The sequence below is a fragment of the Streptomyces sp. NPDC029014 genome (assembly GCF_055564695.1).
The window spans coordinates 5,059-31,696 of the sequence record NZ_JBVHVT010000024.1; the positions used below are offsets into that span (position 1 = coordinate 5,059).

Here is a 26,638-nt window from a genome sequence, read left to right on the forward strand (position 1 = left end):
TTATTCTTTTTTTTTCGTCTTCTCCCCTCCTGCTCTCTCTTCCTATCCACCCCCCCCCCCCCCCCCCCCCCCCCCCCCCCCCCCCCCCCCCCCCCCCCCCCCCCCCCCCCCCCCCCCCCGCCGGCGGGCAGCGGGCTGAGGGCGGGCAGCGGGCGGGGGGCGGCGGCCCGCGGTTCCGTACGGGGATCAGTGCGCGGGCACCGGTTCCGCGCGGCCCTCGGCAGTGGCCGACGCGGCCGTACCGCGCCTGGCGCCGAGGTGGTTGAAGGCCAGGTTGAGCAGGATGGCCGCCACGCAGCCGGTGCTGATGCCGGAGTCCAGGACGACGAGCAGGTCCTTGGGGAAGGCGTGGTAGAAGTCCGGGGCGGCGATGGGGATCAGGCCGACGCCGACGGAGGCGGCGACGATCAGGGCGTTCTCGCCGCGCTCCATGGCCGCGCCCGCCAGGGTCTGGATGCCGCTGGCCGCGACCGACCCGAAGAGGACGATGCCGGCGCCGCCGAGGACGGGCAGCGGGACCACGCCGATGACCGAGGCGGCCGCCGGGCACAGGCCGAGCAGGATCAGGATGCCTCCGCCGGCGGCGACCACGAACCGGCTGCGCACCTTGGTCATGGCCACGAGCCCGATGTTCTGGGCGAAGGCGCTGCACATGAAGCCGTTGAACAGGGGGCTCAGCGCGCTGCCGAGGGCGTCGGCGCGCAGCCCGCCCTCGATGGTGCGGGCGTCCGCCGGCCGGTCGACGATCCTACCGAGGGCCAGGATGTCGGCGGTGGACTCGGTCATGCAGACCAGCATGACGATGCACATGGAGACGATGGCGGCGACCTGGAACTGCGGGGCACCGAAGTGGAAGGGCGTCGGGAAGCCGACCAGGCCGGCGGTGCGCAGGGCGGCCGTGTCGACCATGCCGAGCGGGACGGCGGCGAGGGTGCCGACGACCAGGCCGAGCAGGATGGATATCTGCTGGAGGAAGCCGCGCAGCAGCCTGCGCAGCAGCAGGACGACGACGAGGGTGCCGGCGGCCATGCCGATGTTCTGCACGGAGCCGTAGTCGGCGGCGGCGCGGTTGCCGCCCTGCGACCAGTTGAAGGCGACGGGGAGCAGGGAGATGCCGATGAGGGTGATGACCGTGCCGGTGACCACGGGCGGGAAGAAGCGGACGAGCTTGCCGAAGTAGGGGGCGGCCAGGAAGCCGAGCAGCCCGGCGACGATGATCGCGCCGAAGATGATCGGGACGGCATCGGCGCCCCGATCCTTGCCGATGGCGATCATCGGGGTGACGCCGGCGAAGGAGACCCCGTTGACGAAGGGGAGCTTGGCGCCGATCCGCCAGACGCCGAGCGTCTGGAGCAGGGTGGCGAGGCCGGCGGTGAACAGGGACGCGCCCATCAGGAAGGCGGTGTCGCGGGCGGAGAGTCCGACGGCCGGGCCGACGATCATGGGTGGGGCAACGACGCCCGCGTACATGGCGGCCACGTGCTGGAGGCCGCTGGTGAACATCTTCAGCGGGGGCAGGGTCTCGTCGACCGGATGCTTCTCCCGCGGCTCTGCTGCTGCTACTGCGACTGCTGCTGCATCTTTGCGAAACCTGGGCGCCTGGGCCACGGCTTCCTCCGGTCGGTTAGACACGTCGGCAGGGACGTGGGTGTCAAGGAGGTGGTGCGAAAGCGGTGCGAGTCGAAAGGGGTGCGGAAACGATTCGCCCGAGTCGTTCCGCCGTACGGGCGCCAGGTGGCACGAGTGTCACGAGTGGCAGGTGGCACGAGTCACCGTCACCGACCCCGGGAGGCACCTCGGGCAAGCCGTCGGTGCCGCCCGGGAACGGGAGCCGCGGACCCCGCTCGGGTCCGCGGCCGCCGGCCGGGGGCCGTCCCCCCCGGCCGGAGCCGGTGGGGGATCAGCCTTGCGCGGCGATGCGCGCGAGGCGCTGGGCCTCGTCCCGCGTGGAGCGGGCGATGGCGTCCTCGTCCGCGGTCAGCAGCCGGTTGTTCTCGACGACCTGCTTGCCGTTGACGAACGACGCGGTGACCGGGGCGGCCGCACCGAAGACGAGGGCGGTGACCGGGTCGGCGATCGAGGAGTGCAGGAACGTGCTGAGGTTCCACAGCACCAGGTCGGCGAGCTTGCCGACCTCCAGCGAGCCGATGTTGTCGGCGCGGCCGAGGACCTGCGCGCCGCCGTACGTACCGAGGCGCAGCGACTGGCGGGCGTTCAGCGCGGCCTCGCGGTGCACCGGGTTCAGACGGTTGATCAGCAGCGCGTTGCGCAGCTCGGTGTGCAGCTCACCGGACTCGTTGGAGGCGGTGCCGTCGACGCCGAGGCCGACCGGGACGCCGGCGGCCAGCATGTCCGGGACGCGGGCGATGCCGGCGGCCAGGCGGGCGTTGGAGGACGGGCAGTGCGCCACACCGGTCCTGGTCCGGGCGAAGGCGGCGATGTCGGAGTCGTTCATGTGGACGCTGTGCGCCATCCACACGTCCTCGCCGAGCCAGCCGGTGGACTCGAAGTAGTCGGTCGGGCCCATGCCGAAGAGCTCGTGGCAGAACTTCTCCTCCTCGACCGTCTCGCTGCCGTGGGTGTGCATGCGCACACCGAGGCGGCGCGCCAGCTCGGCGCCCTGCTTGAGCAGTTCGGTGGAGACCGAGAAGGGGGAGCACGGGGCGACGGCGACCTGGGTCATCGAGTCGAAGGACGCGTCGTGGAACTTCTTGACGGTCGCCTCGGTGTCGGCGAGGGCGCCTTCGAGGGTCTCGACGGCGTGGTCCGGCGGCAGGCCGCCGTCCTTCTCGCTGCGGTCCATGGAGCCGCGGGCCAGGGTGAAGCGGACGCCCATCTCGGACGCGGCGCGGATGATCGCGCCGGACAGGTCGCCGGCCCCCTTGGGGTACACGTAGTGGTGGTCCATCGCGGTGGTGACCCCGCCGCGGGCCATCGCGGCCAGGGAGCCCTGCGCGGCCGAGTAGGCCATCTGCTCGTCGATGCGCGCCCAGGTCGGGTACAGCGCGACGAGCCAGTTGAAGAGGTTGTGGTCGGTGGCCAGGCCGCGGGTGATCCACTGGTAGAAGTGGTGGTGCGTGTTGACCAGACCGGGGGTCACGAGGTGGCCCGTGCCGTCGATGCGGCGTACGACGTCGTCGAGGTTCTCGGGGGCGTCGCCCGCACCGATGGCCTCGATCCTGTTCCCGGCGATGACGATGTGACCCGAGGCGTACTCGGTGTCGTTCGCGTCGACGGTCGCGATCGCGCAGTTCTCGATGACGATGCGCCGGGTCTCGCTGTCAGTGGCTGCCATGGGGGCTTCCTCGTGCTTTCAGTGGCGGTGCGGGCACGGCAGGACCCAGGGGATTTGAGTGCCGAAACCGGGGGCCTGGCAGCTGACAGTACTGCCGCCCCGTGTGATGCTCCGGGTGCCGAGTTCGGGAAGTTCGAAGGTGTTGCCGGTGGGGTGCGGGTGGGGCGTGGGTGGGCGCGGTCCGGTGCGTGCTGCGGGTGGATCCGGGTCCCGGGGCCACTGCGGAGCCCCGGGACACCGGGCGCCGGCCGGGCCTAGAGGTTGGTCAGGTCCACCGGGATGCGCGCGTCGGCGCCGTCCCGCAGGATCGTGGCCTCGATCAGACCGTACGGGCGGTCCGCGGCGAAGTAGACCTCGTTGTCGTTCTTGAGGCCGAAGGGCTCCAGGTCGACCAGGAAGTGGTGCTTGTTCGGGAGCGAGAAGCGGACCTCGTCGATCTCCGAACGGTGGTTGATGATGCGCGAGCCCATCTGGTACAGCGTCTGCTGCAGGGAGAGGGAGTAGGTCTCCGCGAAGGCCTCCAGCATGTGCTTCCTGGTGGCCTCGTAGGACTTCTCCCAGTTGGGCATCCGCTGCTCGTCGTCGGTCCAGTTGAACCGCCAGCGGCCCGACACCTGGGTGGCCAGGATGCGGTCGTACGCCTCCTGCAGGGTCGTGTACTTGTCCTTCACGTACCCCCAGAACTCGGAGTTCGTGGAGTTCATGACGATCAGGTCCTTGAGACCGGAGATGACCTCCCAGTTCCGGCCGTCGTACGTGATCTGGGTGACGCGGGTCTCCTGGCCCTTGCGGACGAAGGAGTGCTTGACCTCGTCGGCGCCGATGAACCTGGAGTTGGCGTCCGAGGTCTGGATCCGCTCCCAGGCGTACTCCTCGATGCGGATGCGCGCCCGGGAGATCGGCTCCTGGCTGCCGACGAACCAGCGCGCCAGGTGGATGCCGAACTGCTCGGCGGACTCGATGCCGTACTCCTTGGCGAAGGCGTACACCGTGTTCTTGGTGGTGTCCGTCGGCAGGACGTTCGCGTTCGAGCCGGAGTAGTGCACGTCGTCCATGTCGCCGGAGAGGGCGACGGAGACGTTCAGGTCCTTGATGTGGTGGGTGTCGCCGTCCCGCGTGATCTTGACGACGCGGTTCTCTGCTTTGCCGTACTGGTTCTGGCCGAGAATCGTGGGCATGGTCTGCTAGCTCCCTCGGTAAACGGAGTAGCCGAACGGGTTGAGCAGCAGCGGTACGTGGTAGTGCTCGCCCGGGTCGACCGCGAACGTGATGGTCACCTCGGGGAAGAACGCACCGCTGTCCCTTACGCGGGGGGCGTCCTGCTGCGCCTCGGCGGCTTGCTTCTTGGCGAAGTACGCCTCGGTCTCGAAGTCGAGGCGTACGTGGGTGGTGCCCTCCGGCAGTGCCGGCAGGTCCTTGCAACGCCCGTCGGCGTCGGTGGCCGAGCCGCCCAGGGCGGTCCACTCGGCGTCGTGGCCGCTGCGGGCCGCGAGCGAGATGGCGACGCCCTCGGCGGGGCGGCCGATGCTGGTGTCCAGGATGTGCGTGGACACCGACGCGGTGGTCTCGGTGCTCATGTGGCGTGTCACTCTCCTTCGGCGAGGCGGGTCAGGCGGATCCGGTTGATCTTCACGAGCTCTCCGCGGGCGATCTCCCGCTCGACCTCGGCGGTGTTCCGGATCCGGACCTTGACCGCGTCCCGCATCTGCTCGCCGGTCGCACCGGTCGCACAGATCAGGAAGACGTGGCCGAACTTGTCCTGGTAGGCCAGGTTCAGTGCGAGCAGCTCGGCCCTGAGCTCCTCGGAGGCCCCGGCCATGCCCCGCTGCTCGCGGGCCGAGGTCGGGTCGCCCGGCTTCGGACGGCCGATCGGGGGATGGCCGGCCATGGCCTCCGCCAGGTCGGCCGGGGTGAGCTCCGCCATGGCGGCGTCGCTCGCGGCGAAGAGGGAGGCGGTGTCGGCGAAGGGGCGCCGGGCGAGGAGCTGGCCGCCCCAGGCCGCGCTGGCGCACACCTCGTGCAGTTCAGCCGCGGCCGCTGCATCGTCCAAGGTGTTGAACCGGGAAAGCCCCGGGGTCGGACTCGAAGTCACGAGAAGCCTCCGTGGCCTGCTTGATCGCTGGCCTGATTGCTTTGACGGGCTGCGCATAGCTAACGCCCTCGACAACACGGCGTCAACACTTTGTTGAAACTTCCCGTACACAAAAGCCGCCGTCCGGTTGATTCGGACGGCGGCTCGCGACCAGGGGTGACGGCGGCATCACCTCTGATTGGTTTTATTGGGGTTTTCCCTGTTCAAGTAGTTGTAAACGGTGAAGCGGCTGACGCCGAGGGCGGTCGCCACGGTCTCGACGCCGTGGCGGACGGTGAAGGCGCCGCGCGCCTCCAGTATCCGGACGACGTCCTGCTTGGCCTTGCGGTCCAACTGCGCGAGCGGCACCCCGTGGCGGCGCTCCAGCGCTGCCAGGATGTGGTCCAGCGATTCACCCAGTTGCGGAAGACGCACGGCGAGCACGTCCTGCCCCTCCCAGGAGAGGACCACGTCGTCGGGCTCGGCCTGGGCGGGATCCATCAGCACCCCGCCCATCGCGTCGACCAGCGGCTTGACGGCGGTGACGAACGGGTGGTCGCGGGGCTCGGTCATGCGCCCCCCTCCCCGATCACGTTCACCTGCAGGGAGACCCGGGTGGCCCCGGCGTCGAGCGAGTCGCGCAGCAGCGCGGACACCGCCTGGAGCACCCGGCCGGCCTCACCCTCGGCGGTGTTGCCGAACGGGCCGACGTCGACCGCGTCCAGCTGCGCCTTCTGGATGACCTCGCGCGCGGCCACGGCATGGGCGGGGGCCTCTTCGAGGTCGAAGGGCTCGGTCGTGAACTCCACTCTCAATCGCACCTGGTCAAGCTACCCCGAGGTACGGAATTTCCGGCAGCCCCCACTTGACATCCACGCGCAGGCCCATGCAGTCTTCCATCAAGCAGAAACAAACTTCCGCAATACGGAAGGAGCGCACACCCCTCATGGGATACACGGACCAGCGCTTCGATGTGAACCTGTCGATCCTCTTCACGGAACTCCCGCTCCTGGAGCGCCCCGCGGCCGCCGCCGCGGCGGGCTTCACCGCGGTCGAGCTGTGGTGGCCCTGGATCGACACCCCCACCCCCGCCCGGGCGGAGCTCGACGCCCTCAGGAAGGCCCTTGAGGACGCCGGCACCCAGCTGGTGGGCCTGAACTTCTACGCGGGGCAGCTCCCGGGCCCCGACCGCGGCGCGGTCTCCGTACCCGGCGAGGAGTCGGACCGCTTCCGCGCCAACATCGACGTCGCGGCGGACTTCGCCGCCTCCGTCGGCTGCAAGGCGCTGAACGCGCTCTACGGCAACCGCGTCGAGGGGGTAGACCCGGCCGTCCAGGACGAACTCGCCCTGGAGAACCTGGTGATCGCGGCCCGCGCCGCGGACCGGGTCGGCGCGATCCTGCTGATCGAGACGCTGAACGAGCCGGAGTCGCCGCTCTACCCGCTGGTGAGCGCGCCGTCCGCGATCGAGGTCGTGGACAAGGTGAACGGGGCGACCGGCCTCGGGAACGCCAAGTTCCTGCTCGACCTGTACCACCTGGCGATGAACGGCGAGGACCTCTGCGAGGTCATCGAAAAGTACGCCGCCAAGACCGGCCACGTCCAGATCGCGGACAAGCCGGGCCGGGGCGCACCGGGCACCGGCGAACTGCCCCTGGAGGACCTCCTCGACCAGCTGCGGAAGGCCGGCTACCAGGGGTTCGTCGGCCTGGAGTACAAGGCCGCGGACGCCGCCGCGTCCTTCGACTGGCTGCCGGCCGAGGCCCGCGCCGCGCAGTAGGAGGACGAAGTCCGGAGATTCCCCCAGGCGCGCCCGCCACTTTTCGTACCCGCTTCCAGAGCCTTTCAGAGAAGGACCCCGTCACAATGAGCAACAACCTCCCCAAGATCGCGTGGATCGGCCTCGGCATCATGGGCTCCCCCATGTCCGAGAACCTCCTGAAGGTCGGCTACCAGGTCACCGGCTACACCCTGGAGCAGGACAAGCTGGACCGCCTCACGGCGGCCGGCGGCACCGCGGCGGGTTCCATCGCCGAGGCCGTCGAGGACGCCGACGTGATCATCACGATGGTGCCCGCCTCCCCGCAGGTCGAGGCCATCTCCTACGGCCCCGAGGGCATCCTGGAGAACGCCAGGGCGGGCGCGCTGGTCGTCGACATGTCGTCGATCACCCCGCAGACCTCCGTCGACCTGGCGAAGAACGCCGCCGAGAAGGGCATCCGCGTCATCGACGCCCCGGTGTCCGGCGGCGAGGCCGGCGCCGTCGAGGCCGTACTGTCGATCATGGTGGGTGGCGAGCAGGCCGACTTCGACGCGGCCCTGCCGATCCTCCAGGCCCTCGGCAAGACCATCGTCCTGTGCGGCCCGCACGGCTCCGGCCAGACGGTCAAGGCCGCCAACCAGCTCATCGTCGCCGTCAACATCCAGGCGTGCGCCGAGGCCGTGGTCTTCCTGGAGAAGTCCGGCGTGGACCTGGCGGCCGCCCTGGACGTCCTGAACGGCGGACTGGCCGGCTCCACCGTGCTGACCCGCAAGAAGGACAACTTCCTGAACCGCGACTTCAAGCCCGGCTTCCGGATCGACCTGCACCACAAGGACATGGGCATCGTCACCGACGCCGCCCGCAACGTCGGTGCGGCCCTCCCGGTCGGCGCGGTCGTCGCCCAGCTCGTCGCCTCGCTGCGCGCCCAGGGCGACGGCGGCCTGGACCACTCGGCCCTGCTGCGCTCCGTCGAACGCCTCTCCGGCGACCGGGTCTGACGGGTCCGCCCGAGTCGACCCGGCAGCCCGAGCGGGCCGCCCCTCCCCCACCGGGGACCTGAGTTTCCGGACGGTGCCGGCGCTGACACCTGTCCTGTCGCGCCCAGGCGCCGGCACCGTCCGGATCACCTCTCCCACCATGTTCAACAAACTGTTGACGTTGCGATCGGCCCGAACCTAGGCTGTTCCGCATGACGGAAAACACTTTCCGTCAGCAGTTTCCCGTACGGAAGGTCACCATGTCGAAGCGCACGCTGACGACCGAGTCCGGCGCCCCGGTCGCCGACAACCAGAACTCCGCCACCGCCGGCGTCGGTGGCCCGCTCCTCATCCAGGACCAGCAGCTCCTTGAGAAGCTCGCCCGGTTCAACCGCGAGCGGATACCGGAGCGCGTGGTGCACGCCCGCGGCTCGGCTGCGTACGGCTACTTCGAGGTGACCGACGACGTCACCGCCTACACCAGCGCCGCGTTCCTGGACACGGTCGGCAAGAAGACCGAGACCTTCCTGCGCTTCTCCACCGTGGCGGACTCGCTCGGCGGCGCGGACGCGGTCCGTGACCCGCGCGGCTTCGCGCTGAAGTTCTACACCGAAGAGGGCAACTACGACCTCGTCGGCAACAACACCCCGGTGTTCTTCATCAAGGACCCGATCAAGTTCCCCGACTTCATCCACTCCCAGAAGCGCGACCCCTTCACGGGCAAGCAGGAGCCGGACAACGTCTGGGACTTCTGGGCGCACGCCCCCGAGGCCACGCACCAGATCACCTGGCTGATGGGCGACCGCGGCCTCCCCGCCTCGTACCGGCACATGAACGGCTACGGCTCGCACACCTACCAGTGGACGAACGACCAGGGCGAGGCCTTCTTCGTCAAGTACCACTTCAAGACGAACCAGGGCATCCGCTGCCTGTCCGCCGAGCAGGGCGCCGAGCTCGCCGGCAAGGACGCCACCTCGCACCAGACCGACCTGCTCCAGGCCATCGAGCGCGGCGTGTACCCGTCCTGGACCCTCTACGTCCAGATCATGCCGGCGGCCGAGGCGGCGGACTACCGCTTCAACCCGTTCGACCTCACCAAGGTGTGGCCGCACGGCGACTACCCGCTGCAGCGCGTGGGCCGCCTGGTCCTCGACCGCAACCCGGACAACGTCTTCGCCGAGGTCGAGCAGTCCGCCTTCTCCCCGAACAACTTCGTCCCGGGCATCACCGCCTCGCCGGACAAGATGCTCCAGGGCCGCCTGTTCGCGTACGCCGACGCCCAGCGCTACCGCCTCGGCGTCAACCACACCCAGCTGCCGGTCAACGCCCCGAAGGCCGTGTCCGGCGGGCGTGCGGACAACTACGGCCGCGACGGCTTCATGGCCACCCGCAACGGTGCGCGGACCGACAAGAACTACGAGCCCAACTCGTACCTGGGTCCGGCCGAGACCGGCCTCGCGCTGGGCGCCCCGAAGGCCGTCTCCGGCTACACGGGCACCCACGCGGCGCCGCTGCACACCAAGGACGACGACTTCTTCCAGGCCGGTGAGCTCTACCGCCTGATGTCGGAGGCCGAGAAGGAGCGTCTGGTGGCGAACATCGCCGGCGGCCTCTCCCAGGTCGGCCGCGAGGACGTCATCGACAAGAACCTGGCTCACTTCCACGCCGCGGACGCCGACTACGGCAAGCGCGTCGAGGAGGCCGTCCGCGCGCTGCGCGAGGGCTGAGAGCCGCAAGCTGCGCCGGGAGCCGGGCGGGAGGTCTGGCTCCGGGTGCTGGGCCCCTACTGCGGACCCGGATGAGGGGTGGTCCGCAGTAGGGGCAGACCGCGCCGGTCCGTGTGGCCGGCGCCGCGTGAGGACCGTGGCGGGCGTGCGAGCCAGTGCGGTGGTCATGGGTTCCGAGGCACGTCTCTTGACCTGAGGGAGACGGAGCCGCAGGGCCCTTCGCCGACCGCCACGGTCCCAGCCGCTCTCCTCGTCCGCGCAGGGGCCGCGCACAGGCCCCCTGCCCGTACGGGGAACACCACCTCCCCCACACACTCCGTCCGGCGGTGCGAACGTCCTGTCGCGCCAGCCTCGCACCGTCGGGCGGTCACACCCGAAGCGCCGGGTTCACGGACGGTCCCGTGAACCCGGCGCTTCGCTTTGCCCGGTGGGCGGTTCGCGGCGGCGGGACGGTTGGCATACTGCCCCGATGGACGGTTCCGCGGCCTCTTGGCGCAACACGACGCACGACTGGGCGAGCACGGTGGACACCGACCACCTCACGCTCATCCGCAACGACCCGGCCGCCTTCGCCCCGGGCGGCCTCCAGCACCTGGTCCTCGAAGTCGTCGCCTATGCGGCCGACGAGGCGGAGTGCACGGGCGGCGGGCGCTGCACCGTGACCTTCCACGCCGACGGCTCCGTGTCCGTCACGGACGACGGGCGGGGCACGGACACCCGCTTCGACTCCGCGGGCCGGGTCGTGAAGAAGCCGGTGATGGCGACGAAGGACCTGCGGTTCTTCGACCACCCGGAGGCGCAGCTGCTCCCCGACGGCCATCCCCGCAGGGGCATGTCCGTGGTCGCGGCCCTCAGCGAGCGGCTCGTGCACACCAACCGCCGCGCGGGCGGCGCCTGGGTCCAGCAGTACGCGTACGGGGTTCCCGCGACCGGTCTGACGCCGATCGGCGACGACGGGACCACCGGGACGTCCGTCCGCTTCCTGCCCGTCGCCGAACTGCGCACGGCTGGCGGGCCGTTGGCCGCGGACCTCCTCGTACGGCTCGCCGCGGCGTGGCCTCGGCTGTCGGTGGAGGTCGAGGACCTGCGCGCCTGACCGGGTTTCCGGTCGGCCCGAGCTGGCCCTGACCGGATGTTCGGCCAGGTCCGCTCGGCGCTATCGTGACTGCTGACTGAATGATCAGTCAGAGTCGATCGACCGAGAGGTGCGAGCAACCGTGGCCGACCGCCAGGCGTTGATCTTGGAAGCAGCCGTGCGCGTCATCGCCCGCAGCGGCATCAGGGGACTGCGCGTCGAGGACCTGGCCGCCGAGGCCGGCGTGTCCACCGCGTTGATCTACTACCACTTCAAGGACCGCGCGGGGCTGGTCCAGCGCACCCTCGCCTTCATCAACGACCGCGCCGTCGGCTACACGGAGGAGGCGCTGCAGGGCGCGCAGGACGCCAGGGACGCCCTGCTGCGGCTGCTGCTGAGCGAGGTCCAGGAGACCGACGCGGTCCGCGAGAACAGCGTCGCCTGGGGTGAGCTGCGGGCCAGCGCCGTCTTCGACGACAGCCTGCGCGGGAACCTCGTCGGGTCCATCCGCGACTGGGTCCGGGACACCGCCCAGCTCGTCGCGGACGCCCAGGCGGCCGGCCTGGCCGATCTGCGGGTCGAGCCGGTGGACGTCGCCGAGCGGCTGACCGCCCTCGTGGAGGGGCTCAGCGGGCGCTGGCTGAGCGGTTCGCTCGACGTGGCGCGGGCCCGTGAGCTGCTGGCCGGCGCGGTCGAGGCGGAGCTCGGACCCCGCCGGTAGGCGTGCGCAACGGACGCGCGAGCGGCCCCCGTTCCTCCTCGCGGGAGGGGCGGGGGCCGCTCACGTACGTTCCTGCCCGGCCTTCCGGTCAGGGGGGCGATATCAGACCTTCAGGGCCTTGACCGCGGTCGGGGCGTGGCCGGGCTCGGTGGCCAGCTCCTCGAACTCGGTGACGTCGCTCATGTCGACGGTCTTGCTCATCGCGATGTTCGTGATGCGCTCCAGGATGGCCTCGACGACGACCGGGACCTGGTGCTCGACGGCCAGCTTCTTGGCCTGCTCGAAGGCCGCGCCGAGCTCCTCCGGGTCGGTGACGCGGATGGCCTTGACGCCCAGGCCCTCGGCGACCTTGACGTGGTCGACGCCGTAGCCGCCGAGCTCGGGGGTGTTGATGTTGTCGAACTCGAGGTTGACCTCGAAGTTGATGCCCAGGTTGCCCTGCGCCTGGCGGATCAGGCCCAGGTAGGCGTTGTTCACGAGGACATGGACGTAGGGGACCTTGTGCTGGGCGGCGACCGCCAGCTCCTCGATCATGAACTGGAAGTCGTAGTCGCCGGAGAGGGCGACGATCGGGGTCTCAGGGTCCGCGGTGGCGGCACCGATGGCGGCCGGGATGGTCCAGCCGAGCGGGCCGGCCTGGCCGCAGTTGATCCAGTGGCGCGGCTTGTAGACGTGCAGGAACTGGGCGGCGGCGATCTGGGAGAGGCCGATGGTGGTGACGTAGCGGGTCTCGGGGCCGAAGGCCCTGTTCATCTCCTCGTACACGCGCTGCGGCTTCATCGGGATGTTCTCGAAGTGCGTGCGCCGCTGCAGGGTGGCCTTGCGTTCCTGCGCGGAGGCGGCCCAGGCGGAGAAGTCCGGCAGCCCGCCCTCGGCCTTGAGCTCCTTGGCGACCTCGATGAACAGCTCCAGCGCGACCTTGGCGTCGGAGGCGATGCCGTAGTCCGGGGCGAAGATCTTGCCGATCTGGGTCGGCTCGATGTCGACGTGGACGAACGTGCGGCCCTTGGTGTAGGCGTCCATGTTGTAGCCGGTGTGGCGGTTGGCCCAGCGGTTGCCGATGCCCAGGACGAAGTCCGACTCGAGGAAGGTCGCGTTGCCGTAGCGGTGGGCGGTCTGGACGCCGACCATGCCGGCGGCCAGCTCGTGGTCGTCCGGGATGGTGCCCCAGCCCATCAGGGTGGAGATGACGGGGACGCCCGTCAGCTCGGCGAACTCGACCAGCAGGTCGGAGGCGTCGGCGTTGATGATGCCGCCGCCGGCGACGATCAGCGGGCGCTCGGACTCCAGCAGGAAGCGGAGGGCCTTCTCGATCTGGGCGCGGGTCGCGGACGGCTTGTAGACCGGCAGCGGCTCGTAGGTCTCCGGGTCGAACTCGATCTCGGTCAGCTGGACGTCGATCGGGAGGTCGATCAGGACCGGGCCGGGACGGCCGGAGCGCATCAGGTGGAACGCCTGCTGGAAGACGCCGGGGACCTGCGCGGCCTCCAGGACGGTGGTCGCGGCCTTGGTGACGGGCTTCGCGATCGCCGCGATGTCGACGGCCTGGAAGTCCTCCTTGTGGAGCTTCGAGACCGGGGCCTGGCCGGTGATGCAGAGGATCGGGATCGAGTCCGCGATCGCGGAGTACAGGCCGGTGATCATGTCGGTGCCGGCGGGGCCGGAGGTGCCGATGCAGACACCGATGTTGCCCGCCTTGGCCCGGGTGTAGCCCTCGGCCATGTGCGAGGCGCCCTCGACGTGGCGGGCGAGGGTGTGGTTGATGCCGCCCACGTTCTTGAGCTCTCGGTAGAACGGGTTGATCGCAGCGCCGGGCACGCCGAACGCTTGCGCGACACCCTCGCGCTTGAGGATCTCCACGGCGGCGGCTGCGGCTGTCATACGGGGCATCGAGAACTCCTGGCGGTCCGACGGTCAGACTGTTTCCGCAATGCGGAAGTCTTATTCTGTTATGCGAAACAAGCTAAGTGTCGGTTCCGCGTGCGTCAAGGAGGGTCCACACCCCGGAACCCACCAAAACGCGCGTCCGGATGGCGCGAGTTGCACAAACGGGCCCCGCGGGGCGCCCGCCGGCGGAAAATCACCGGCGCGGGCGCGGCGGCGGTCGCAGGTGGTGGAGCATGGATCCACGCACGGCGACGGAGGGGGACGAGAGCCATGACGGAAGCGGTGCCGGTGCGTTGTCCGGTGTGCCTGCGCGAGAGCAGCTACGCCGCCCCGGTCTTCCCCTGCGCCTGCGGTACCCCGGCCGCCCTGCCGCTGGACCTGACGGCGCCGCCCGTACCGCTGACGCACCGGACCTGGTCCGATGCGTGGGTGGCGGCGCGGTGCGGGGCCTGCGGGCGGGTGAGCGAGTGGCCGCAGCCCGAGGTGGGCTGCGGCTCGTGCGGGACGGTCGTACGGGTTCCGGTGCATCCCGTAGGGCCGGTGGGGACTACGGGGCTGGCGGGGACCGCGGGGGCAGAGGGGCCCACAGATACGGATGCGTACGGGCCGGCAGGCCCCCGGGGCTCCGGCCCCCGGGCCACCGACTCCGGAGCGGCGGACTCGCGGGCGGCGGACTTCCGGGCGGCTGCGAACATCCCGGCCGAGGCCCCCGGGCCGGCGCCGGCCGGCCCGCCGGGCCCGTACGGTCCGAAGCAGCCCGGGGTCGGGGCCGGGGTCCCGGTGGTGCCGCGGCCGCCCTTCCGCCCGATGACCATCCGCACCGCCCGGGACGCCGTGGCCGCGGCCGCGCTCTACCTGCGCTGGCTCGGCTTCCGGGACGTCCGCCAGCCCGACGGACCCTCGATCCCGACCTCCGCCGTGGACCTGCGGGCCCCCGGCCTCGTCGCCCAGGTGGACCCGACGACCGCGCCGGCCGGGCTGCGGGCGGTGGAGTGTGTCTGGCTGAACGGGCTGACCGCGTCGGCGACCAGCGTCTACTTCGCGCTCGCCGGGTACACCCACGAGGCCCGTACCCGCGCCGACGACCTGGGGATACCGCTGTTCGTCATGGACCTCACCGGCACGCCCCAGCCCCTCAACGACCCCGCGGACGCACTGGTCACCGCGGGGGCCTGACCCTGCGCCCCACCGGCCAGCACGTAGGCTCGGAGGCGATATCCGCTGGCCGCGACCCGTCCTGCCCCTGCCGAGGAGAGCCCGATGAGCCTGTACGACATCCCGCTGACGACCCTGTCCGACGAGCCCACCACCCTCGGGGCGTACCAGGGCAAGGTCGTCCTGCTGGTGAACACCGCCTCGCAGTGCGGGCTCACCCCGCAGTACTCCGGGCTGGCCCGCCTGCAGTTCACGTACGAGGAGCGGGGCTTCACCGTCGTCGGCGTGCCCTGCAACCAGTTCGGCGAGCAGGAGCCTGGCACCGCCGAGGACATCCAGACGTTCTGTGCGACCGGCTTCGGCGTGACCTTCCCGATGCTGGAGAAGTCGGAGGTCAACGGCGAGAACCGGCACCCGCTGTACCAGGAGCTGGTGAAGACCCCGGACGCGGACGGCGAGACGGGTGACATCCAGTGGAACTTCGAGAAGTTCCTGATCTCCCCCGCCGGCGAGGTCGTCGCCCGGTTCCGACCGCGGGTCGAGCCCGAGTCCGCCGAGGTCATCGCGGCGATCGAGGCGCACCTGCCCGCGTAACCACCCGTACGCACGCGGTGCGGGCTGACCGTACGATCAGCCCGCACCAGGCGGCACCCCGCGGCCCGGACGGCACCCCCGCGGCACCGGGCGGCACCGGGCGGCGTCCGGCGGCACCGCCCCGGGCGTCAGTCCTCAGCCCAGCTCGGCCTCGTCGTACTCCGCCCCCGAGCCCGCCGCGGTGAGCTCCCGCAGCTCCACGCGGCGGATCTTCCCGGAGACGGTCTTCGGGAGCTCCGCGAACTCGATCCGGCGGATCCGCTTGTACGGGGAGAGCACCGCGCGGGAGTGCGCGAACAGCGCCCGCGCCGTCTCCGGCCCCGGCTCCCAGCCCGCGGCCAGCGCCACGTACGCCTTCGGCACGGCCAGCCGCAGCGGGTCCGGAGCCGGTACGACGGCCGCCTCCGCCACGGCCTCGTGCTCCAGCAGCGCGCTCTCCAGCTCGAACGGGCTGATCTTGTAGTCGGAGGCCTTGAAGACGTCGTCGGAGCGGCCGACGTAGGTGAGGTAGCCGTCCGCGTCGCGCGAGGCGATGTCGCCCGTGCGGTAGAGCCCGTCCGCCATGGCCTCGGCGGTGCGCTCCTCGTCGTCGCGGTAGCCGGTCATCACCCCGGCCGGGCGCGTCCCGAGGTCCACGCAGACCTCGCCCTCGTCCGGGGACACCTTGCCCGTGACCGGGTCGAGGAGGACGATCTCGTAGCCGGGCGCGGGCCGCCCCATCGAGCCGGGCTTCACCCGCGCCCCGGGGAAGTTGCCGATCTGGAGGGTGGTCTCGGTCTGGCCGAACCCGTCGCGGATGGTGACGCCCCACGCGTCGCGGACCTTCTCGATGACCTCCGGATTGAGGGGCTCGCCGGCGGCGACCGCCTCGCGCGGCGGGTTGCCCAGCTTGCCCAGGTCGGACTGGATCAGCATCCGCCACACCGTCGGCGGGGCGCAGAAGGTGGTCACGCCGTGCCGGTCCATCTCCGCCATCAGCCGCTCGGCGTCGAAGCGGGTGTAGTTGTACACGAAGGCGGTGGCGCCGGCGTTCCAGGGGGCGAAGAGGTTGGACCAGGCGTGTTTGGCCCAGCCGGGCGAGGCGATGTTGAGGTGCACGTCACCGGGGCGCAGGCCCAGCCAGTACATGGTGGACAGGTGCCCGATGGGGTACGAGGCGTGCGTGTGCTCGACGAGCTTGGGGCGGGCGGTCGTCCCGGAGGTGAAGTACAGCATCAGCGGGTCGCCGGCCAGGGTCTCGCCGTCCGGGGTGAAGACCGGGGCGGCCCGGTACATGTCCTCAAGGCGCCGCCAGCCGGTGGGCACCTGCGGTCCGGCGGCGATCCGGGTGTAGTTCCCCGGGACCCCGTCGAACTTGCCGGTGTCCTCGGCGCGCACGACGACGTGGCGGACGCGGCCGCGCTCGATGCGGTCGTGCAGGTCGGCCGGGCCGAGCAGCGGGGTGGCGGGGATGACGACGGCACGCAGCCGCATCGCGCCGAGCATGACCTCCCACAGTTCGCGCTGGTTGCCGAGCATGACGAGCACCCGGTCGCCGGCGGCGACGCCCTGCTCGCGCAGCCAGTTGGCGGCGGAGCAGGAGCGTTCGGACAGTTCGCGGAAGGTCAGGCCGCGGCTGGTGCCGTCCTCCTCGGCGATGCGAAGGGCGTCGACGGAGCCGGTGGCGCCGTGGGCGAGGTGGTCGAACCAGTCCTCGGCCCAGTTGAAGCGCTCGGGCCGCGGCCAGCCGAATCCGGCGCGGGCGCCCTCGTAGTCCTCGCGGTGGGCGAGGAGGAAGTCCCGCGCGGCACGGAACCCGGCGGCGGCGCCGTTCCCGGCCGCCGCCCCTGCATTCTCGACGGTGTTGTGCGTCATGAGGGGCATCGTGCCGTGCGGGCCGCGCGCCCCACCAGAGGCGGGTCAGCCGTGGATTGACCCGAAGCGGACGGAGCCCGCCCCGCCCGGGCCCCCGGCCATGTCGGTGACGAGCCGCTCGCCTTCGGCCACGATGGCGTCCTGCTCCTGCCGGGTGGCCTTGCCGAACAGCTCGACGGTGAGCCGGCCGTCCGCGTCCAGGCGCCACAGGCCGGCGAGGAACCCGTCGACGAGGAGGGTGCAGTGCGCCTGATTGCCCGTCCAGGTGCGGCCCTTGAGATCGGCGGGGACCACCCGGGTGCGGTCGGCGTGCGACAGCAGGAGGTTGTCGAACTCGGGCAGGAAACGGGGCGGCGCCGGCGTGTCCGCCCCGGGCCGTGGCGCGTCGGGCAGGTCGAACAGCTCCACGCCGTTCCCGTCGCGGAAGACGGCCAGCTGCGGCCGCAGCCGCTCGAAGGATTCCCGCAGACGGGTGAGGCCGGCCCACACCTGCATGTCCCTGACGGAGGCGGGCCCGAAGGCGCGCAGATACCGCACCACGAGCCCGTCCACACCGTACCCGGACTCTACTGATCCTGCCGGGGTGGCGCCGAGCCACCGCTCGACGGTGGTGAGCCGGACCTGCCCGCTGCGCCCCCACACCCCGCGCGGCGTGACCTGGACGAGCGGCAGCAGGCAGCGCGCGGCGACGGACAGGGCCTGCGGGTCGGCGTCGGGCCACTGCTTGAGCAGCTCCTCGCGGATCTCCCCCATGGTGCGCGGCCCGGCTTCGACGAACGCACGGGCGAGCTCGCCGAGGCGGTCGAGGTCCACCCCGACGAGACCCTTGCGGAAGTTCCCCAGCTCCCGGTCCCGGGGCGCCTGCACGAGGGGGCGGAGGGTGAGCGCGTCCTCGGCGGTGTGGGTGTGGATGGTGGAGCGCAGGGTGACCATCCGGACCACCCGGCGGGACTCCATCAGCCCGGCGAGCTCGGCGGGCCGGAACCCGGCGAGCCGTGCGTGCAGCTGGAAGTACGGCGGCTTGACGTTCTGCGCCTGGAGCCCGAGCAGGTGCGCGACGGCGTCCGACGCGGGCATCTCGGCGCGGCTGAGGAGTAGCTGGCGGGCGAGCGTGGCACGGTTCAGTGAACGGGTGTCGAGTACGGGATGCGTCGTCCTGGAGGCCATGCCGCCAAGCTATCCCCGATCGCGGACACCTTCTGTCCGCAACAACCCGGAACGCACAGGCAAGCAACCCATCACCCCTCGCCCACCACCCCACGCCCACCACCCCTTGCCCGAACACTCGACCCGCCGGGAGCTGACCTGCGATGCCGGAGCGCCCAGACCGCCGCCCCCCGCCGTCGCCCAAGCGACCGGGGTGGCGCCGCGCCACGCCCCCGCCCGCCGAGACGCCGGCCGAACCGCCCGGGGACCACCGCAGCGTGATCGACTCCGCGGTCTACCGCGAGGGCAGACGCGTGGCGACTCCGGCGACGCTCACGGAGACCTTCCGCCGGCTGCGCGAACAGCCCGGCCGCATGGCGTGGATCGGGCTGCACCGCCCCACCGAGACGGAACTCCTCTCCCTCGCGGAGGAGTTCAACCTCCACGAGCTGGCGGTCGAAGACGCCCTCGAAGCCCACCAGCGCCCGAAGCTGGAGCGCTACGGCGACACCCTCTTCGTGGTCCTGCGCGCCGCCCGCTACCTGGACGCCCCGGAGGAGGTGGAGTTCAGCGAACTCCACATCTTCGTCGGCCCGGACTTCCTGATCACGGTCCGGCACGGCGCCGCCCCCGACCTCCCCGCGGTCCGCCGCCGCATGGAAGAAACCCCCGAGCTCCTCTCCCTCGGCCCGGAGGCGGCCCTGTACGCCATCCTCGACGCGGTGGTCGACGGCTACGCCCCGGTCGTCGAGGGCGTCCAGAACGACATGGACGAGATCGAGACCGAGGTGTTCCGCGGCGACCCGGAGGTCTCCCGCCGCATCTACGAACTCTCCCGCGAGATGGTCGAGTTCCAGCGCGCCACCCGCCCCCTGGTGGCCATGCTCCACGGCCTGATGGCCGGCTTCGCGAAGTACGGCACGGACGAGGAGCTCCAGCGCTACCTCCGCGACGTCGCCGACCACGTGACCCACACCAGCGAACGCGTCGACGGCTTCCGCCAGGCCCTGACGGAAATCCTGACGGTCAACGCAACCCTGGTCTCCCAACAACAGAACGCCGAAATGCGCGCCCTGGCCGAAGCCGGCTTCGAACAGAACGAGGAGATCAAGAAGATCTCCGCCTGGGCCGCCATCCTCTTCGCCCCGACCCTGGTCGGCACGATCTACGGCATGAACTTCGAGAACATGCCGGAACTCCACTGGGCCGGCGGCTACCCCTTCGCCATCCTCCTCATGGCGGTGGTCTGCGTGAGCCTGTACGTCATCTTCAAAAAGCGCGACTGGCTGTAGCCGACGGCGCGAGCGCCTTCACGGCAAGGCTGGCCTCCTCCTCGGTTCGCGTACGACGGCCTGCCCCGGGCACGTTTCACCGGAGCTCGACCTCCGCATTGAGGTAGGGGGCGAGCAGATCGACCGCTTCCTCCCAGGGGAAGCGGTCGGCCCCACCTCCGGCCTTCGGGCGGTGCGGCTCGTAACTGCCGATCAGTACGCCCATCTCCCGGAGCTCGTCGATGCTGCGCCGGTAGGCCCGGTGGGCGGCGAGCGCGGTGTTCACGTAGGGCAGGACGACGGTGGGGACACCCATGCCGGGGGCTTCGCAGAGGGTGCCGAGCGCGAGGTTGTCGGCGAAGCCCGCGGCCCACTTGTTGACCGTGTTGAACGTGGCCGGCGCGACCGCGATGGCGTCGGCCCGCGGGTAGGACCTCGCCTCGCCGGGCGCGCGCCACGAGGACCGAACCGGGTACCCGGTTCGGTCCTCGATCGCCCGGGTGTCGAGGAACTCAAGACCCTGTGGAGTGGCGATGACCCCGACGTCCCAGCCCCGTTCCTGCGCCGCGGCGATCAGTTTGTCGACGTCGCCGGCGATCCCGGCGGCGCACACGACGACGTACGGGAAGGGCTTCGACTGCGGCTCGGTCACGCGGGTACTCCCGGTCGGCGGCTGAAGTGGTGGAGCTCCGGCAGCCTACGACGGCGGTCCCTCGCGGCCGTGCGGCCCCGGGTCAGGGCTTGGGGAGGGTGCAGGTGGGGCGGGTGGGGTCGAACTGGCTGCCGGGGCCTATGCACGCCACGAGGGGGTAGGTCTGCTGGGCGTAGTTGGTGCCCTGGCGGACCGTGACCGTGCCGTTCTCGTCCACCTCGCACGGGTTGTTGACCGTGCAGCGGCCGCCGCTCTCGTTACCCGTGTTGTTGACCGCCACGACCTTGTTGGTGGTCGTGTCGATCACGGGGGAGCCCGAGGTGCCGCCGATGGTGTTGCACGAGGGGGTGTAGCGGAGCGAGTCCTTCCAGGTCCAGTCGCCCTCCTTGAGGCGGTACGCGAAACCGTCGACGTTGCAGCTGTAGATCCGCTTCCAGTACCCGGAGACGACCTTGATGGCCGTGCCCTGCACCGGGCGGGCGTCGTTGAGCGTGAGTGCGCTGATGCCGTACTGGCTCTGGATCTGGGCGTACGTCCTGGTGAGCTGGTAGACGGCGACGTCGGTGTCGGTCATCGTCGCGTACGCGATCTTGCCGGCCCGTACCGTCCCGAGCCGTGATCCAGACGCGCTGAGCAGCGTGAACGAGCGGCTGGACGGCTGGTTGCTGATCACCTCGCCCGGCTCCGGGAAGCCGGATTCGATGCAGTGGCCGTTGGTCAGGACCAGGGCGGGGTCGTTCGGCTGGGAGTTGGGTGTGCGGACGACGGAGCCGGAGCAGTTGCTGAGCGCGACCGTGCCCGCGAAGTTCACGGCGGCGGCCGTGGCCTCCGTGCGGTCCCGGTGCGTGGAGGCCGTGGCCGGGGCCGTCGCTGCGCCCAACAGGAGCAGCGACAGCGCGACGCCGACGAGAGGCTTGTTCATGTGGGGGTCCCCTCTGCTGACGACTGGGCAACCGGACATCGCAATTCCGGTCGTCGATTGTCATGCGCATTGTTGGGGTCCGCGGCTCAACTGGCAATGGGCGTGGGTGGGTTGGGTACGGCCGTGAGGTAGCGGGTTCTCAGGTCGTGCTTGGTGGACGCGGTGATTCCCACGCGGTCGGCGAGGTAGCCGTCCGTCGAGCCGTAGCGTGCCGACAGGTCGGCGAGAACCAGGGACAGGACGACCGCCGGCGCCCGACCGTACGAGGGCCAGCGCATGGTGCGGTCCGGGTTGGCGGCGTGCCAGTCGGCCAGGAGCCGCTCGGTGGCGAGCTCGGTCAGCGCGAAGTCGGCCAGGACGTCCTCCTCGGACACACCCAGGAGGGTGAGGAGGAGGGCGGCGACGAGTCCGGTGCGGTCCTTGCCCGAGGTGCAGTGGAAGACCGCGGGGCCCGCCGGCCCGGTGGCGATCAGCTCGATCACCTGCCGGATCTCCTCGACCCCGTCCTCCGCGACCTCCCCGAACCGGTCGGCCAGGTACCGCCACGGGTCGATGTCGGGGTCGATGGCGGCCTGGTCGTACGGGCGGTGCTCGATGCTGAGGTTGGCGTACGTGAAGCGGTGCTGCTCGGGGATCCGCCCCTTGGCCTCGATCTCCCACGGGTAACGCAGGTCGATGACCGTGCGTACGCCCAGGGCGAGGAAGCGGTCCCAGTCGGCGCCCTCACCGACCCGGAGCTTGCCGAGCGAGTCGGCGCGGTAGAGCGCGCCCCAGGCGACCGTACGGCCGTCGGTACCGCGGTAGCCGCCCAGGTCGCGGAAGTTGTGCAGGCGGTCGAAGGGGATGTGGCGGCGGTGGGGGTGGTGGTGTGTCGATGTGGGCGTGGGGTGCGGCTGCGGCTGCGGCTGCGGCTGCGGCGTTCCGTGCGGCGCATGCGTCAACTGGGTCTCCCTGGTCGGATGTTGATCGTGCGACCAAGGATGTACGTGCCTGCCCCGTGGACGGGCCGCCGGGTGGGCGGACCCGGGTGGGCGGACCGTCGGGTGTGTCCGTTCCGCTTCAGCGTTTGCGGGCGAGGGTGAGGCCGTCCGCGAGGGGCAGGAGGACGGAATCGACCCTGGCGTCGGCGCGCACGTGGGCGTTGAACTCGCGGATCGACAGGGCGTTTCCGGTGGCGTCGGGACGGGCCGCGTCCCCGCCGTACAGGACGTTGTCGGCGAGGAGCAGCCCGCCCGGCCGCAGCCGCGGCACGAGCTCGTCCCAGTAAGTGCGGTAGCCGCCCTTGTCGGCGTCGAGGAAGGCCAGGTCGATCTCGGCCTCGTACGGCAGGGCGGCGAGGGTGTCGGCGGCCGGCCCGAGCCGCAGGTCGATGCGGTCGGCGACGCCGGCCGCCCGCCAGGCCTCCCGGGCGATCGCCGTCCACTCCTCCGAGACGTCGCAGGTCACCACGCGCCCTCCCGGCGCCAGGCCTTCGGCGAGGGCGAGGGTGGAGTAGCCGGTGAACGTGCCGACCTCGACGACCCGGCGGGCACCGGTGATCCGGGTGAGGAGGGTCAGGAGGCAGGCCTGCTCGTGCGGGACCTGCATGACGGCGACGTCGCCCAGTTCGCGCGTACGGGCGACCAGTTGTTGCTGCGCCGGCGTCGGCGGGTCGGTCTGGGCGAGCAGGTACGCGTACACCTCCGGGGTGATCGGCACCGTCTTCGCCGTGTCGGCGGTCCTGTCCATGCGCTGCACCCCTTCGCGGGAGAACGGGGCCCGGCGCCGCCGTCCGGGTGGTCAACGACGGTTCACGGCTGCGGAAACGGTTGGGCTCGGCGGGCGGCCGGCGCCGCCGCCGGACAGCGGGTGCAGGGAAGCGTAGTGCAGGGGCGCCGACGGGTCGACGGTCATGTCGTACGGGGCGGGTTCGGTGCCCGCGCGCACCAGCAGGTCACCGACCGCTGCGATCATCGCCCCGTTGTCGGTGCACAACGTCATCGGCGGCACCCGCAGTTCGATCCCCGCCGAGGCGCAGCGACGCTGCGCGAGTTCGCGGACACGGGAGTTGGCGGCGACCCCGCCGACCACGACCAGCGTCTTCACGCCATGGTCGCGGCACGCCGCCACCGCCTTGCGGGTCAGCACGTCGGCGACGGCCTCCTGCAGGGACGCGGCGGCATCGGCGAGCGGGAGCTCCTCACCGCGCTGCCGGCAGGCCTCGGCGTAGCGGGCGGCGGCGGTCTTCAGCCCGGAGAAGGAGAAGGAGTAGGGGGACGCGAGGGGGTCCGGGGGCGGGGCCGGACCGCCCCCACCGATGGTCAGCGACCCCGCGGCATCACCGTCGCCAGCACCGACGGCAGCGGGTACCAGTCCGACGAGGCGATCGAGGCGTGCCGCTGCGCCATCAGCCGTACCCGGTCCAGGGCCTGGGCCTCGGTCGGGTGCACCCCGTCGATGGCGGGAGCCACGGCGTGGGCGTCGGTGGCGATCAGCAGGTAGTTGTTGCGGGCGTACCAGGCGGTGTCGATGCCGCCGCCGGCGTAGGCGCTCGCGTCGCCGTCGAAGACGACGAACCACGGGCGCAGCGACGCGTCGACGTACCGGGTGCGCGGATCCCCGGCCTCGGCGCGGTGCACGGCAGGGAAGGCGGCCGCCTGGGAGAGCCGGCCGGCGGAGGCGAGGGAGCGCAGGTGCATGGCGTACTCCCGGTCGGTCCACAGCGTGTCGTTGGCGTTGCCCTCCTCCAGGGTGCCGGGGATCAGCTCGACGAGGAACTTCCCGGCCATCGCGGCGCGGCTCGGCCAGGCGCCGGCCCGGGCTGCGGTGTCCAGGTCGGGGTGGCCGGCTGCGAGCTGGCCGGGCCGGTAGAGGGCGTCGCCGAGCTTGGAGGCGAGGAGCGCGTCGAGTTCGGCGGGCCCGCGGCCGAGGTTGGCGGCGAAGCCGTCCTTGAGTTCGAGCTTGAGGACGACGGGGCGGTGGCCGGGGTGGGCGTCGTGCCAGCTGCGGATGTCGGAGAGACAGCCGGCGAGGTTCTGGTTGCGGGACTTGGTGCGCAGCTGGGCGGGGGTGGTGGCGTTCACGCAGTTGCTGTCGTTGCCGAACGGGTTGTCGTGGGAGACCCGCCAGGAGTTGCCGAAGAAGTTGGTCCAGACGTCGAGTTCCAGCATCGCCGCGCCCGAGTCGAGGGCGTCCGCGAAGTACGCGTACTTGTTCTTGTCGTACGCGTTGTGCACGCCGACGCCGGTCGAGGCAGCGTACGGGAGATCGGCGGCCGCGGCCCTGGGGCTGGCGGCCGCCGGGGTCGCGCCGCCGATCAGGAGCGCCAGGGTCGCCACCATCGCCAGGGCCGTGAGGGCTGCCGTCGCGGCGCCCGTCATCCTGGCTGTGCCGACCATGCCGTCCATGCCGACCGTGCCGACCGCTGCCGGCTCTGGCACCTCGCCCGTCGCCCCGCCGTCCGTGATCCGGATCCGCGATCCCATGGTGTCGACTCCCGTCGGTACTGGACCTGGCCCGGTCCCCGCTAGTGCGCGTGCGCGGCCGACCGACCCCTGCCCTACTGGCTGTCACTTGGCAAATCGGCGCGAGGTTAGGGCAGTTGGGTGTCCACGGGAAGGCCGACGGATGACCGTCAAGGAAGCGGTACGCGTCACCCGACGGGTCCCACGTCCACACCCCTGAAAGGAAGTTGGCCGGAGCGGGCCGGACCGCTGTGAGGACGGCCACACCCGGATGCGGAACTCCCGCCGCGGCCGCCCCCGTCGAACAGGAGGCGGAATCGGGAAACAGGGCAGGCAGCGGGCGGGAGTCACGAGTCACATGAGCACCAGAGGGCACAGGCGGCGGGGCATCGGTCGCCGGCTGCTCATCGTCGCGTGCTGCGCGGTGCTGGCGGGCGTAGCCGCGTACGCGTGGCAGCTGCGCGGCATCGTGACGAACTCGGCGGCGGGCGACCGGGCCCGCGGAACGTACCTACAGGACCCGGAGACCGCCGACCGCACCGCATCGGCCGTACTGGACGGGATCGTAAGGGAGACCGAGGCCGATCCGGGGCTGCGCGCACGGCAGGCCACCCCGCGACGCACCACGAACTGGCGGGCCGGCGGGTGGCGCCCCTCCGACCCCCTGGTGGCACGGCCCGCCGCCGGCGAGCCCACGGTCGGGGCACTGTTCTCCCCCGGCAGCGACGGGGACCCCGACCACCACTGCTCGGGCGTCGTCGTCCACTCCCCGGCCGGCGACCTCGTCGCCACCGCCGCGCACTGCGTGTACCGGGCCGCCCTCGGCTTCCGCACCAACCTCGCGTTCGTGCCCGGCTACCGGGACAGGCAGGCCCCGTACGGGGTGTGGGTGCCCACCCGGATCGACGTCGACCCGCGGTGGACCGAGGACCAGGACCCCGACCACGACGTGGCCTTCCTGCGGCTGCGGCGGCCGGGGCGGCCGGGCGAGGAGCTGGAGGACGTGACGGGGGCGGAGACGGCCCGCTTCGACGCCGAACTGCCGGCACCGGCCCGGCTGGTGGGCTACCCCAACACCGCCGAGCAGCCGCTGGAGTGCTTCAACACCGCCCGCGCCGAAGGGCCCACGCAGGTACGGCTGGACTGCGCGGACGTGCCGAACGGCACGAGCGGCGGCCCGATGCTGACCGACGGGCACACGCTGATCGGGCTGATCGGCGGCCGGGACGGCGGCGGCGACGAGCGGACCTCGTACAGCAGCCGCTTCGGCGACGGCATCCGCGCACTGTACGAACGGGCCACCACGGGACCGGCCAACCCGGGCCGCCGCCAGGCCGGGCCCCCCGCGGGCCAGGGCCAGGGCCAGGCACAGCCGACCCACTGAGGCGGGGGGTGGGACGGGGGCGGGGCCAGAGGGCGGAATGACGGGATGACGGGATGGCCGGGAGCCAAAAGCCGAGCCCGGAAGGTGGGCGGCGCTCGCTGACTCCGGGCTGAACAGCCCGAGGGGTTTCCCGGCCGCCCATTGTCCTTCCGGTGCGGGCCGGCCAGTAAAGGGCGCTCCTTCGTCGCGTCGCTACGCGATGGCCTCCGGCCACCCTTGACAGGCCGACCCACCCCGGAATGCCAAAGAGCTGCCGGGAAGCCCCCGAAGGACGGTCAGGGGGACAATTCGAGGGACGGGCAACGTCAGAGACGCAGGCCCCGCGCTCCGCCTCGCAGCATCCCCGTCCCCGGGACCACCATGTCCGGGCCCCCGCCGGGTACGCGGGCACAGAGGGAGGCCCCGAAGCCCGTATCCGAACCCGTGCGGGAGCGAGTGGGCGCCCAACCTGCCGGAAATGTCGACGAGAAGCCCATCCAGACCCACCGACGCCCCAGATCGCTACGCGCTCCTCTCATCTCGGCGGCCGACGGCCGTCTGGGGCCGGTAAGCGCCCCGAATCGCTACGCGCTCCACTTTTTTCGGCGGCTGACCGCCGCCTGGGGCCGGGAGCGCGACAGATCGCTACGTGCTCCTCTTTTCTCGGCGACCGACGGCCGTCTGGGGCCGGGAGCGCCCCGAACCGCTACATGCTCCTCACCT

Annotated in this window: 24 protein-coding genes and 1 pseudogene; 9 read left to right on the forward strand and 16 right to left on the reverse strand. The window is 71.4% G+C overall.

Annotated features, from left to right (window positions below):
• Window positions 1-186: 186 nt before the first annotated feature.
• The 7 genes from ACZ4VL_RS15450 to ACZ4VL_RS15480 all read right to left on the reverse strand — a co-directional run bounded on the left by ACZ4VL_RS15450 (window position 187) and on the right by ACZ4VL_RS15480 (window position 6,187).
• On the reverse strand, window positions 187-1,608 hold the full coding sequence (locus tag ACZ4VL_RS15450; protein WP_468199975.1) for a nucleobase:cation symporter-2 family protein: 1,422 nt from the start codon (window positions 1,606-1,608) through the stop codon (window positions 187-189).
• Between the two features lie 292 nt (window positions 1,609-1,900).
• Window positions 1,901-3,295, reverse strand: coding sequence for an 8-oxoguanine deaminase (locus ACZ4VL_RS15455; protein ID WP_468199877.1), 1,395 nt, complete (start codon window positions 3,293-3,295; stop codon window positions 1,901-1,903).
• A 254-nt stretch (window positions 3,296-3,549) separates the two neighbouring features.
• Window positions 3,550-4,473: a factor-independent urate hydroxylase gene (pucL, locus tag ACZ4VL_RS15460; RefSeq protein ID WP_404239407.1), complete on the reverse strand. Its 924-nt coding sequence runs from the start codon at window positions 4,471-4,473 to the stop codon at window positions 3,550-3,552.
• Window positions 4,474-4,479: 6 nt separating this feature from the next.
• A complete protein-coding gene (uraH, locus tag ACZ4VL_RS15465; protein ID WP_468199879.1) occupies window positions 4,480-4,872 on the reverse strand; it encodes a hydroxyisourate hydrolase in 393 nt (130 codons plus the stop codon).
• A gap of 8 nt (window positions 4,873-4,880) precedes the next feature.
• Entirely contained in the window at window positions 4,881-5,387 is a 507-nt protein-coding gene (gene uraD / locus ACZ4VL_RS15470; protein WP_468199881.1) for a 2-oxo-4-hydroxy-4-carboxy-5-ureidoimidazoline decarboxylase, read from the reverse strand.
• Window positions 5,388-5,555: 168 nt separating this feature from the next.
• A complete protein-coding gene (locus ACZ4VL_RS15475) occupies window positions 5,556-5,939 on the reverse strand; it encodes a helix-turn-helix domain-containing protein (protein WP_468199882.1) in 384 nt (127 codons plus the stop codon).
• Window positions 5,936-6,187, reverse strand: a complete 252-nt coding sequence (locus ACZ4VL_RS15480) for a YkoF family thiamine-binding protein (protein WP_468199884.1) — start codon at window positions 6,185-6,187, stop codon at window positions 5,936-5,938. The genes ACZ4VL_RS15475 and ACZ4VL_RS15480 overlap by 4 nt, the downstream gene beginning before the upstream one ends.
• 125 nt (window positions 6,188-6,312) lie before the next feature.
• On the opposite strand from ACZ4VL_RS15480, the gene ACZ4VL_RS15485 reads away from it, so the two are divergent.
• From ACZ4VL_RS15485 to ACZ4VL_RS15505, 5 genes are all read left to right on the forward strand, one after another.
• Window positions 6,313-7,146, forward strand: coding sequence for a TIM barrel protein (locus ACZ4VL_RS15485; RefSeq protein ID WP_468199885.1), 834 nt, complete (start codon window positions 6,313-6,315; stop codon window positions 7,144-7,146).
• An 86-nt stretch (window positions 7,147-7,232) separates the two neighbouring features.
• Window positions 7,233-8,126 carry a 2-hydroxy-3-oxopropionate reductase gene (locus ACZ4VL_RS15490; protein ID WP_468199887.1) on the forward strand — a complete coding sequence of 298 codons (894 nt, stop codon included), beginning with the start codon at window positions 7,233-7,235 and terminating at the stop codon, window positions 8,124-8,126.
• A gap of 239 nt (window positions 8,127-8,365) precedes the next feature.
• Window positions 8,366-9,832, forward strand: coding sequence for a catalase (locus ACZ4VL_RS15495; protein ID WP_468199976.1), 1,467 nt, complete (start codon window positions 8,366-8,368; stop codon window positions 9,830-9,832).
• A 469-nt stretch (window positions 9,833-10,301) separates the two neighbouring features.
• Entirely contained in the window at window positions 10,302-10,928 is a 627-nt protein-coding gene (locus ACZ4VL_RS15500) for an ATP-binding protein (RefSeq protein ID WP_468199889.1), read from the forward strand.
• A gap of 121 nt (window positions 10,929-11,049) precedes the next feature.
• Complete coding sequence (locus tag ACZ4VL_RS15505; RefSeq protein ID WP_468199890.1) at window positions 11,050-11,628, forward strand: TetR/AcrR family transcriptional regulator; 579 nt, start codon at window positions 11,050-11,052, stop codon at window positions 11,626-11,628.
• A 102-nt stretch (window positions 11,629-11,730) separates the two neighbouring features.
• On the opposite strand, the gene gcl is transcribed toward ACZ4VL_RS15505, so the two are convergent.
• Entirely contained in the window at window positions 11,731-13,518 is a 1,788-nt protein-coding gene (gene gcl / locus ACZ4VL_RS15510) for a glyoxylate carboligase (protein WP_468199891.1), read from the reverse strand.
• Between the two features lie 267 nt (window positions 13,519-13,785).
• Between gcl and ACZ4VL_RS15515 the strand changes: the two genes are divergently transcribed.
• Entirely contained in the window at window positions 13,786-14,691 is a 906-nt protein-coding gene (locus tag ACZ4VL_RS15515; protein WP_468199893.1) for a hypothetical protein, read from the forward strand.
• Between the two features lie 84 nt (window positions 14,692-14,775).
• A complete protein-coding gene (locus tag ACZ4VL_RS15520) occupies window positions 14,776-15,264 on the forward strand; it encodes a glutathione peroxidase (protein WP_468199894.1) in 489 nt (162 codons plus the stop codon).
• A gap of 135 nt (window positions 15,265-15,399) precedes the next feature.
• Here the strand turns inward: ACZ4VL_RS15520 and ACZ4VL_RS15525 are convergent, their stop codons facing one another.
• A complete protein-coding gene (locus ACZ4VL_RS15525) occupies window positions 15,400-17,118 on the reverse strand; it encodes an AMP-binding protein (RefSeq protein WP_468199896.1) in 1,719 nt (572 codons plus the stop codon).
• Window positions 17,119-17,163: 45 nt separating this feature from the next.
• Window positions 17,164-18,285 carry a winged helix DNA-binding domain-containing protein gene (locus ACZ4VL_RS15530; protein ID WP_468199897.1) on the reverse strand — a complete coding sequence of 374 codons (1,122 nt, stop codon included), beginning with the start codon at window positions 18,283-18,285 and terminating at the stop codon, window positions 17,164-17,166.
• A 143-nt stretch (window positions 18,286-18,428) separates the two neighbouring features.
• Between ACZ4VL_RS15530 and ACZ4VL_RS15535 the strand changes: the two genes are divergently transcribed.
• Window positions 18,429-19,556 carry a magnesium and cobalt transport protein CorA gene (locus ACZ4VL_RS15535; protein ID WP_468199898.1) on the forward strand — a complete coding sequence of 376 codons (1,128 nt, stop codon included), beginning with the start codon at window positions 18,429-18,431 and terminating at the stop codon, window positions 19,554-19,556.
• A 76-nt stretch (window positions 19,557-19,632) separates the two neighbouring features.
• Here the strand turns inward: ACZ4VL_RS15535 and ACZ4VL_RS15540 are convergent, their stop codons facing one another.
• From ACZ4VL_RS15540 to ACZ4VL_RS15565, 6 genes and pseudogenes are all read right to left on the reverse strand, one after another.
• Window positions 19,633-20,187: a flavoprotein gene (locus tag ACZ4VL_RS15540; protein ID WP_468199900.1), complete on the reverse strand. Its 555-nt coding sequence runs from the start codon at window positions 20,185-20,187 to the stop codon at window positions 19,633-19,635.
• An 82-nt stretch (window positions 20,188-20,269) separates the two neighbouring features.
• Entirely contained in the window at window positions 20,270-21,109 is an 840-nt protein-coding gene (locus ACZ4VL_RS15545; RefSeq protein ID WP_468199902.1) for a S1 family peptidase, read from the reverse strand.
• An 86-nt stretch (window positions 21,110-21,195) separates the two neighbouring features.
• Window positions 21,196-21,954, reverse strand: coding sequence for a tyrosine-protein phosphatase (locus tag ACZ4VL_RS15550; protein ID WP_468199978.1), 759 nt, complete (start codon window positions 21,952-21,954; stop codon window positions 21,196-21,198).
• Between the two features lie 214 nt (window positions 21,955-22,168).
• Window positions 22,169-22,837 (reverse strand): O-methyltransferase, encoded by a 669-nt coding sequence (locus ACZ4VL_RS15555; protein WP_468199903.1) that lies wholly within the window; start codon window positions 22,835-22,837, stop codon window positions 22,169-22,171.
• Window positions 22,838-22,888: 51 nt separating this feature from the next.
• A pseudogene (locus tag ACZ4VL_RS15560) lies at window positions 22,889-23,368 on the reverse strand (Kae1-like domain-containing protein); the annotation flags it as partial.
• Between the two features lie 41 nt (window positions 23,369-23,409).
• Window positions 23,410-24,468, reverse strand: coding sequence for a phosphatidylinositol-specific phospholipase C domain-containing protein (locus ACZ4VL_RS15565; protein WP_468199979.1), 1,059 nt, complete (start codon window positions 24,466-24,468; stop codon window positions 23,410-23,412).
• A gap of 442 nt (window positions 24,469-24,910) precedes the next feature.
• On the opposite strand from ACZ4VL_RS15565, the gene ACZ4VL_RS15570 reads away from it, so the two are divergent.
• Window positions 24,911-25,936 (forward strand): trypsin-like serine peptidase, encoded by a 1,026-nt coding sequence (locus ACZ4VL_RS15570; RefSeq protein ID WP_468199904.1) that lies wholly within the window; start codon window positions 24,911-24,913, stop codon window positions 25,934-25,936.
• Window positions 25,937-26,638 lie beyond the last annotated feature (702 nt).

Coding starts and splice junctions, on each gene's coding strand:
- gcl (WP_468199891.1), bottom strand. CDS start 13,518: ATGCCCCGTATGACAGCCGCAGCCGCCGCCGTGGAGATCCTCAAGCGC.
- pucL (WP_404239407.1), bottom strand. CDS start 4,473: ATGCCCACGATTCTCGGCCAGAACCAGTACGGCAAAGCAGAGAACCGC.
- ACZ4VL_RS15500 (WP_468199889.1), top strand. CDS start 10,302: ATGGACGGTTCCGCGGCCTCTTGGCGCAACACGACGCACGACTGGGCG.
- ACZ4VL_RS15455 (WP_468199877.1), bottom strand. CDS start 3,295: ATGGCAGCCACTGACAGCGAGACCCGGCGCATCGTCATCGAGAACTGC.
- ACZ4VL_RS15490 (WP_468199887.1), top strand. CDS start 7,233: ATGAGCAACAACCTCCCCAAGATCGCGTGGATCGGCCTCGGCATCATG.
- uraH (WP_468199879.1), bottom strand. CDS start 4,872: ATGAGCACCGAGACCACCGCGTCGGTGTCCACGCACATCCTGGACACC.
- ACZ4VL_RS15515 (WP_468199893.1), top strand. CDS start 13,786: ATGACGGAAGCGGTGCCGGTGCGTTGTCCGGTGTGCCTGCGCGAGAGC.
- ACZ4VL_RS15525 (WP_468199896.1), bottom strand. CDS start 17,118: ATGACGCACAACACCGTCGAGAATGCAGGGGCGGCGGCCGGGAACGGC.
- ACZ4VL_RS15485 (WP_468199885.1), top strand. CDS start 6,313: ATGGGATACACGGACCAGCGCTTCGATGTGAACCTGTCGATCCTCTTC.
- ACZ4VL_RS15520 (WP_468199894.1), top strand. CDS start 14,776: ATGAGCCTGTACGACATCCCGCTGACGACCCTGTCCGACGAGCCCACC.
- ACZ4VL_RS15565 (WP_468199979.1), bottom strand. CDS start 24,468: ATGACGGGCGCCGCGACGGCAGCCCTCACGGCCCTGGCGATGGTGGCG.
- ACZ4VL_RS15545 (WP_468199902.1), bottom strand. CDS start 21,109: ATGAACAAGCCTCTCGTCGGCGTCGCGCTGTCGCTGCTCCTGTTGGGC.
- ACZ4VL_RS15495 (WP_468199976.1), top strand. CDS start 8,366: ATGTCGAAGCGCACGCTGACGACCGAGTCCGGCGCCCCGGTCGCCGAC.
- ACZ4VL_RS15475 (WP_468199882.1), bottom strand. CDS start 5,939: ATGACCGAGCCCCGCGACCACCCGTTCGTCACCGCCGTCAAGCCGCTG.
- ACZ4VL_RS15530 (WP_468199897.1), bottom strand. CDS start 18,285: ATGGCCTCCAGGACGACGCATCCCGTACTCGACACCCGTTCACTGAAC.
- ACZ4VL_RS15555 (WP_468199903.1), bottom strand. CDS start 22,837: ATGGACAGGACCGCCGACACGGCGAAGACGGTGCCGATCACCCCGGAG.
- ACZ4VL_RS15535 (WP_468199898.1), top strand. CDS start 18,429: ATGCCGGAGCGCCCAGACCGCCGCCCCCCGCCGTCGCCCAAGCGACCG.
- ACZ4VL_RS15570 (WP_468199904.1), top strand. CDS start 24,911: ATGAGCACCAGAGGGCACAGGCGGCGGGGCATCGGTCGCCGGCTGCTC.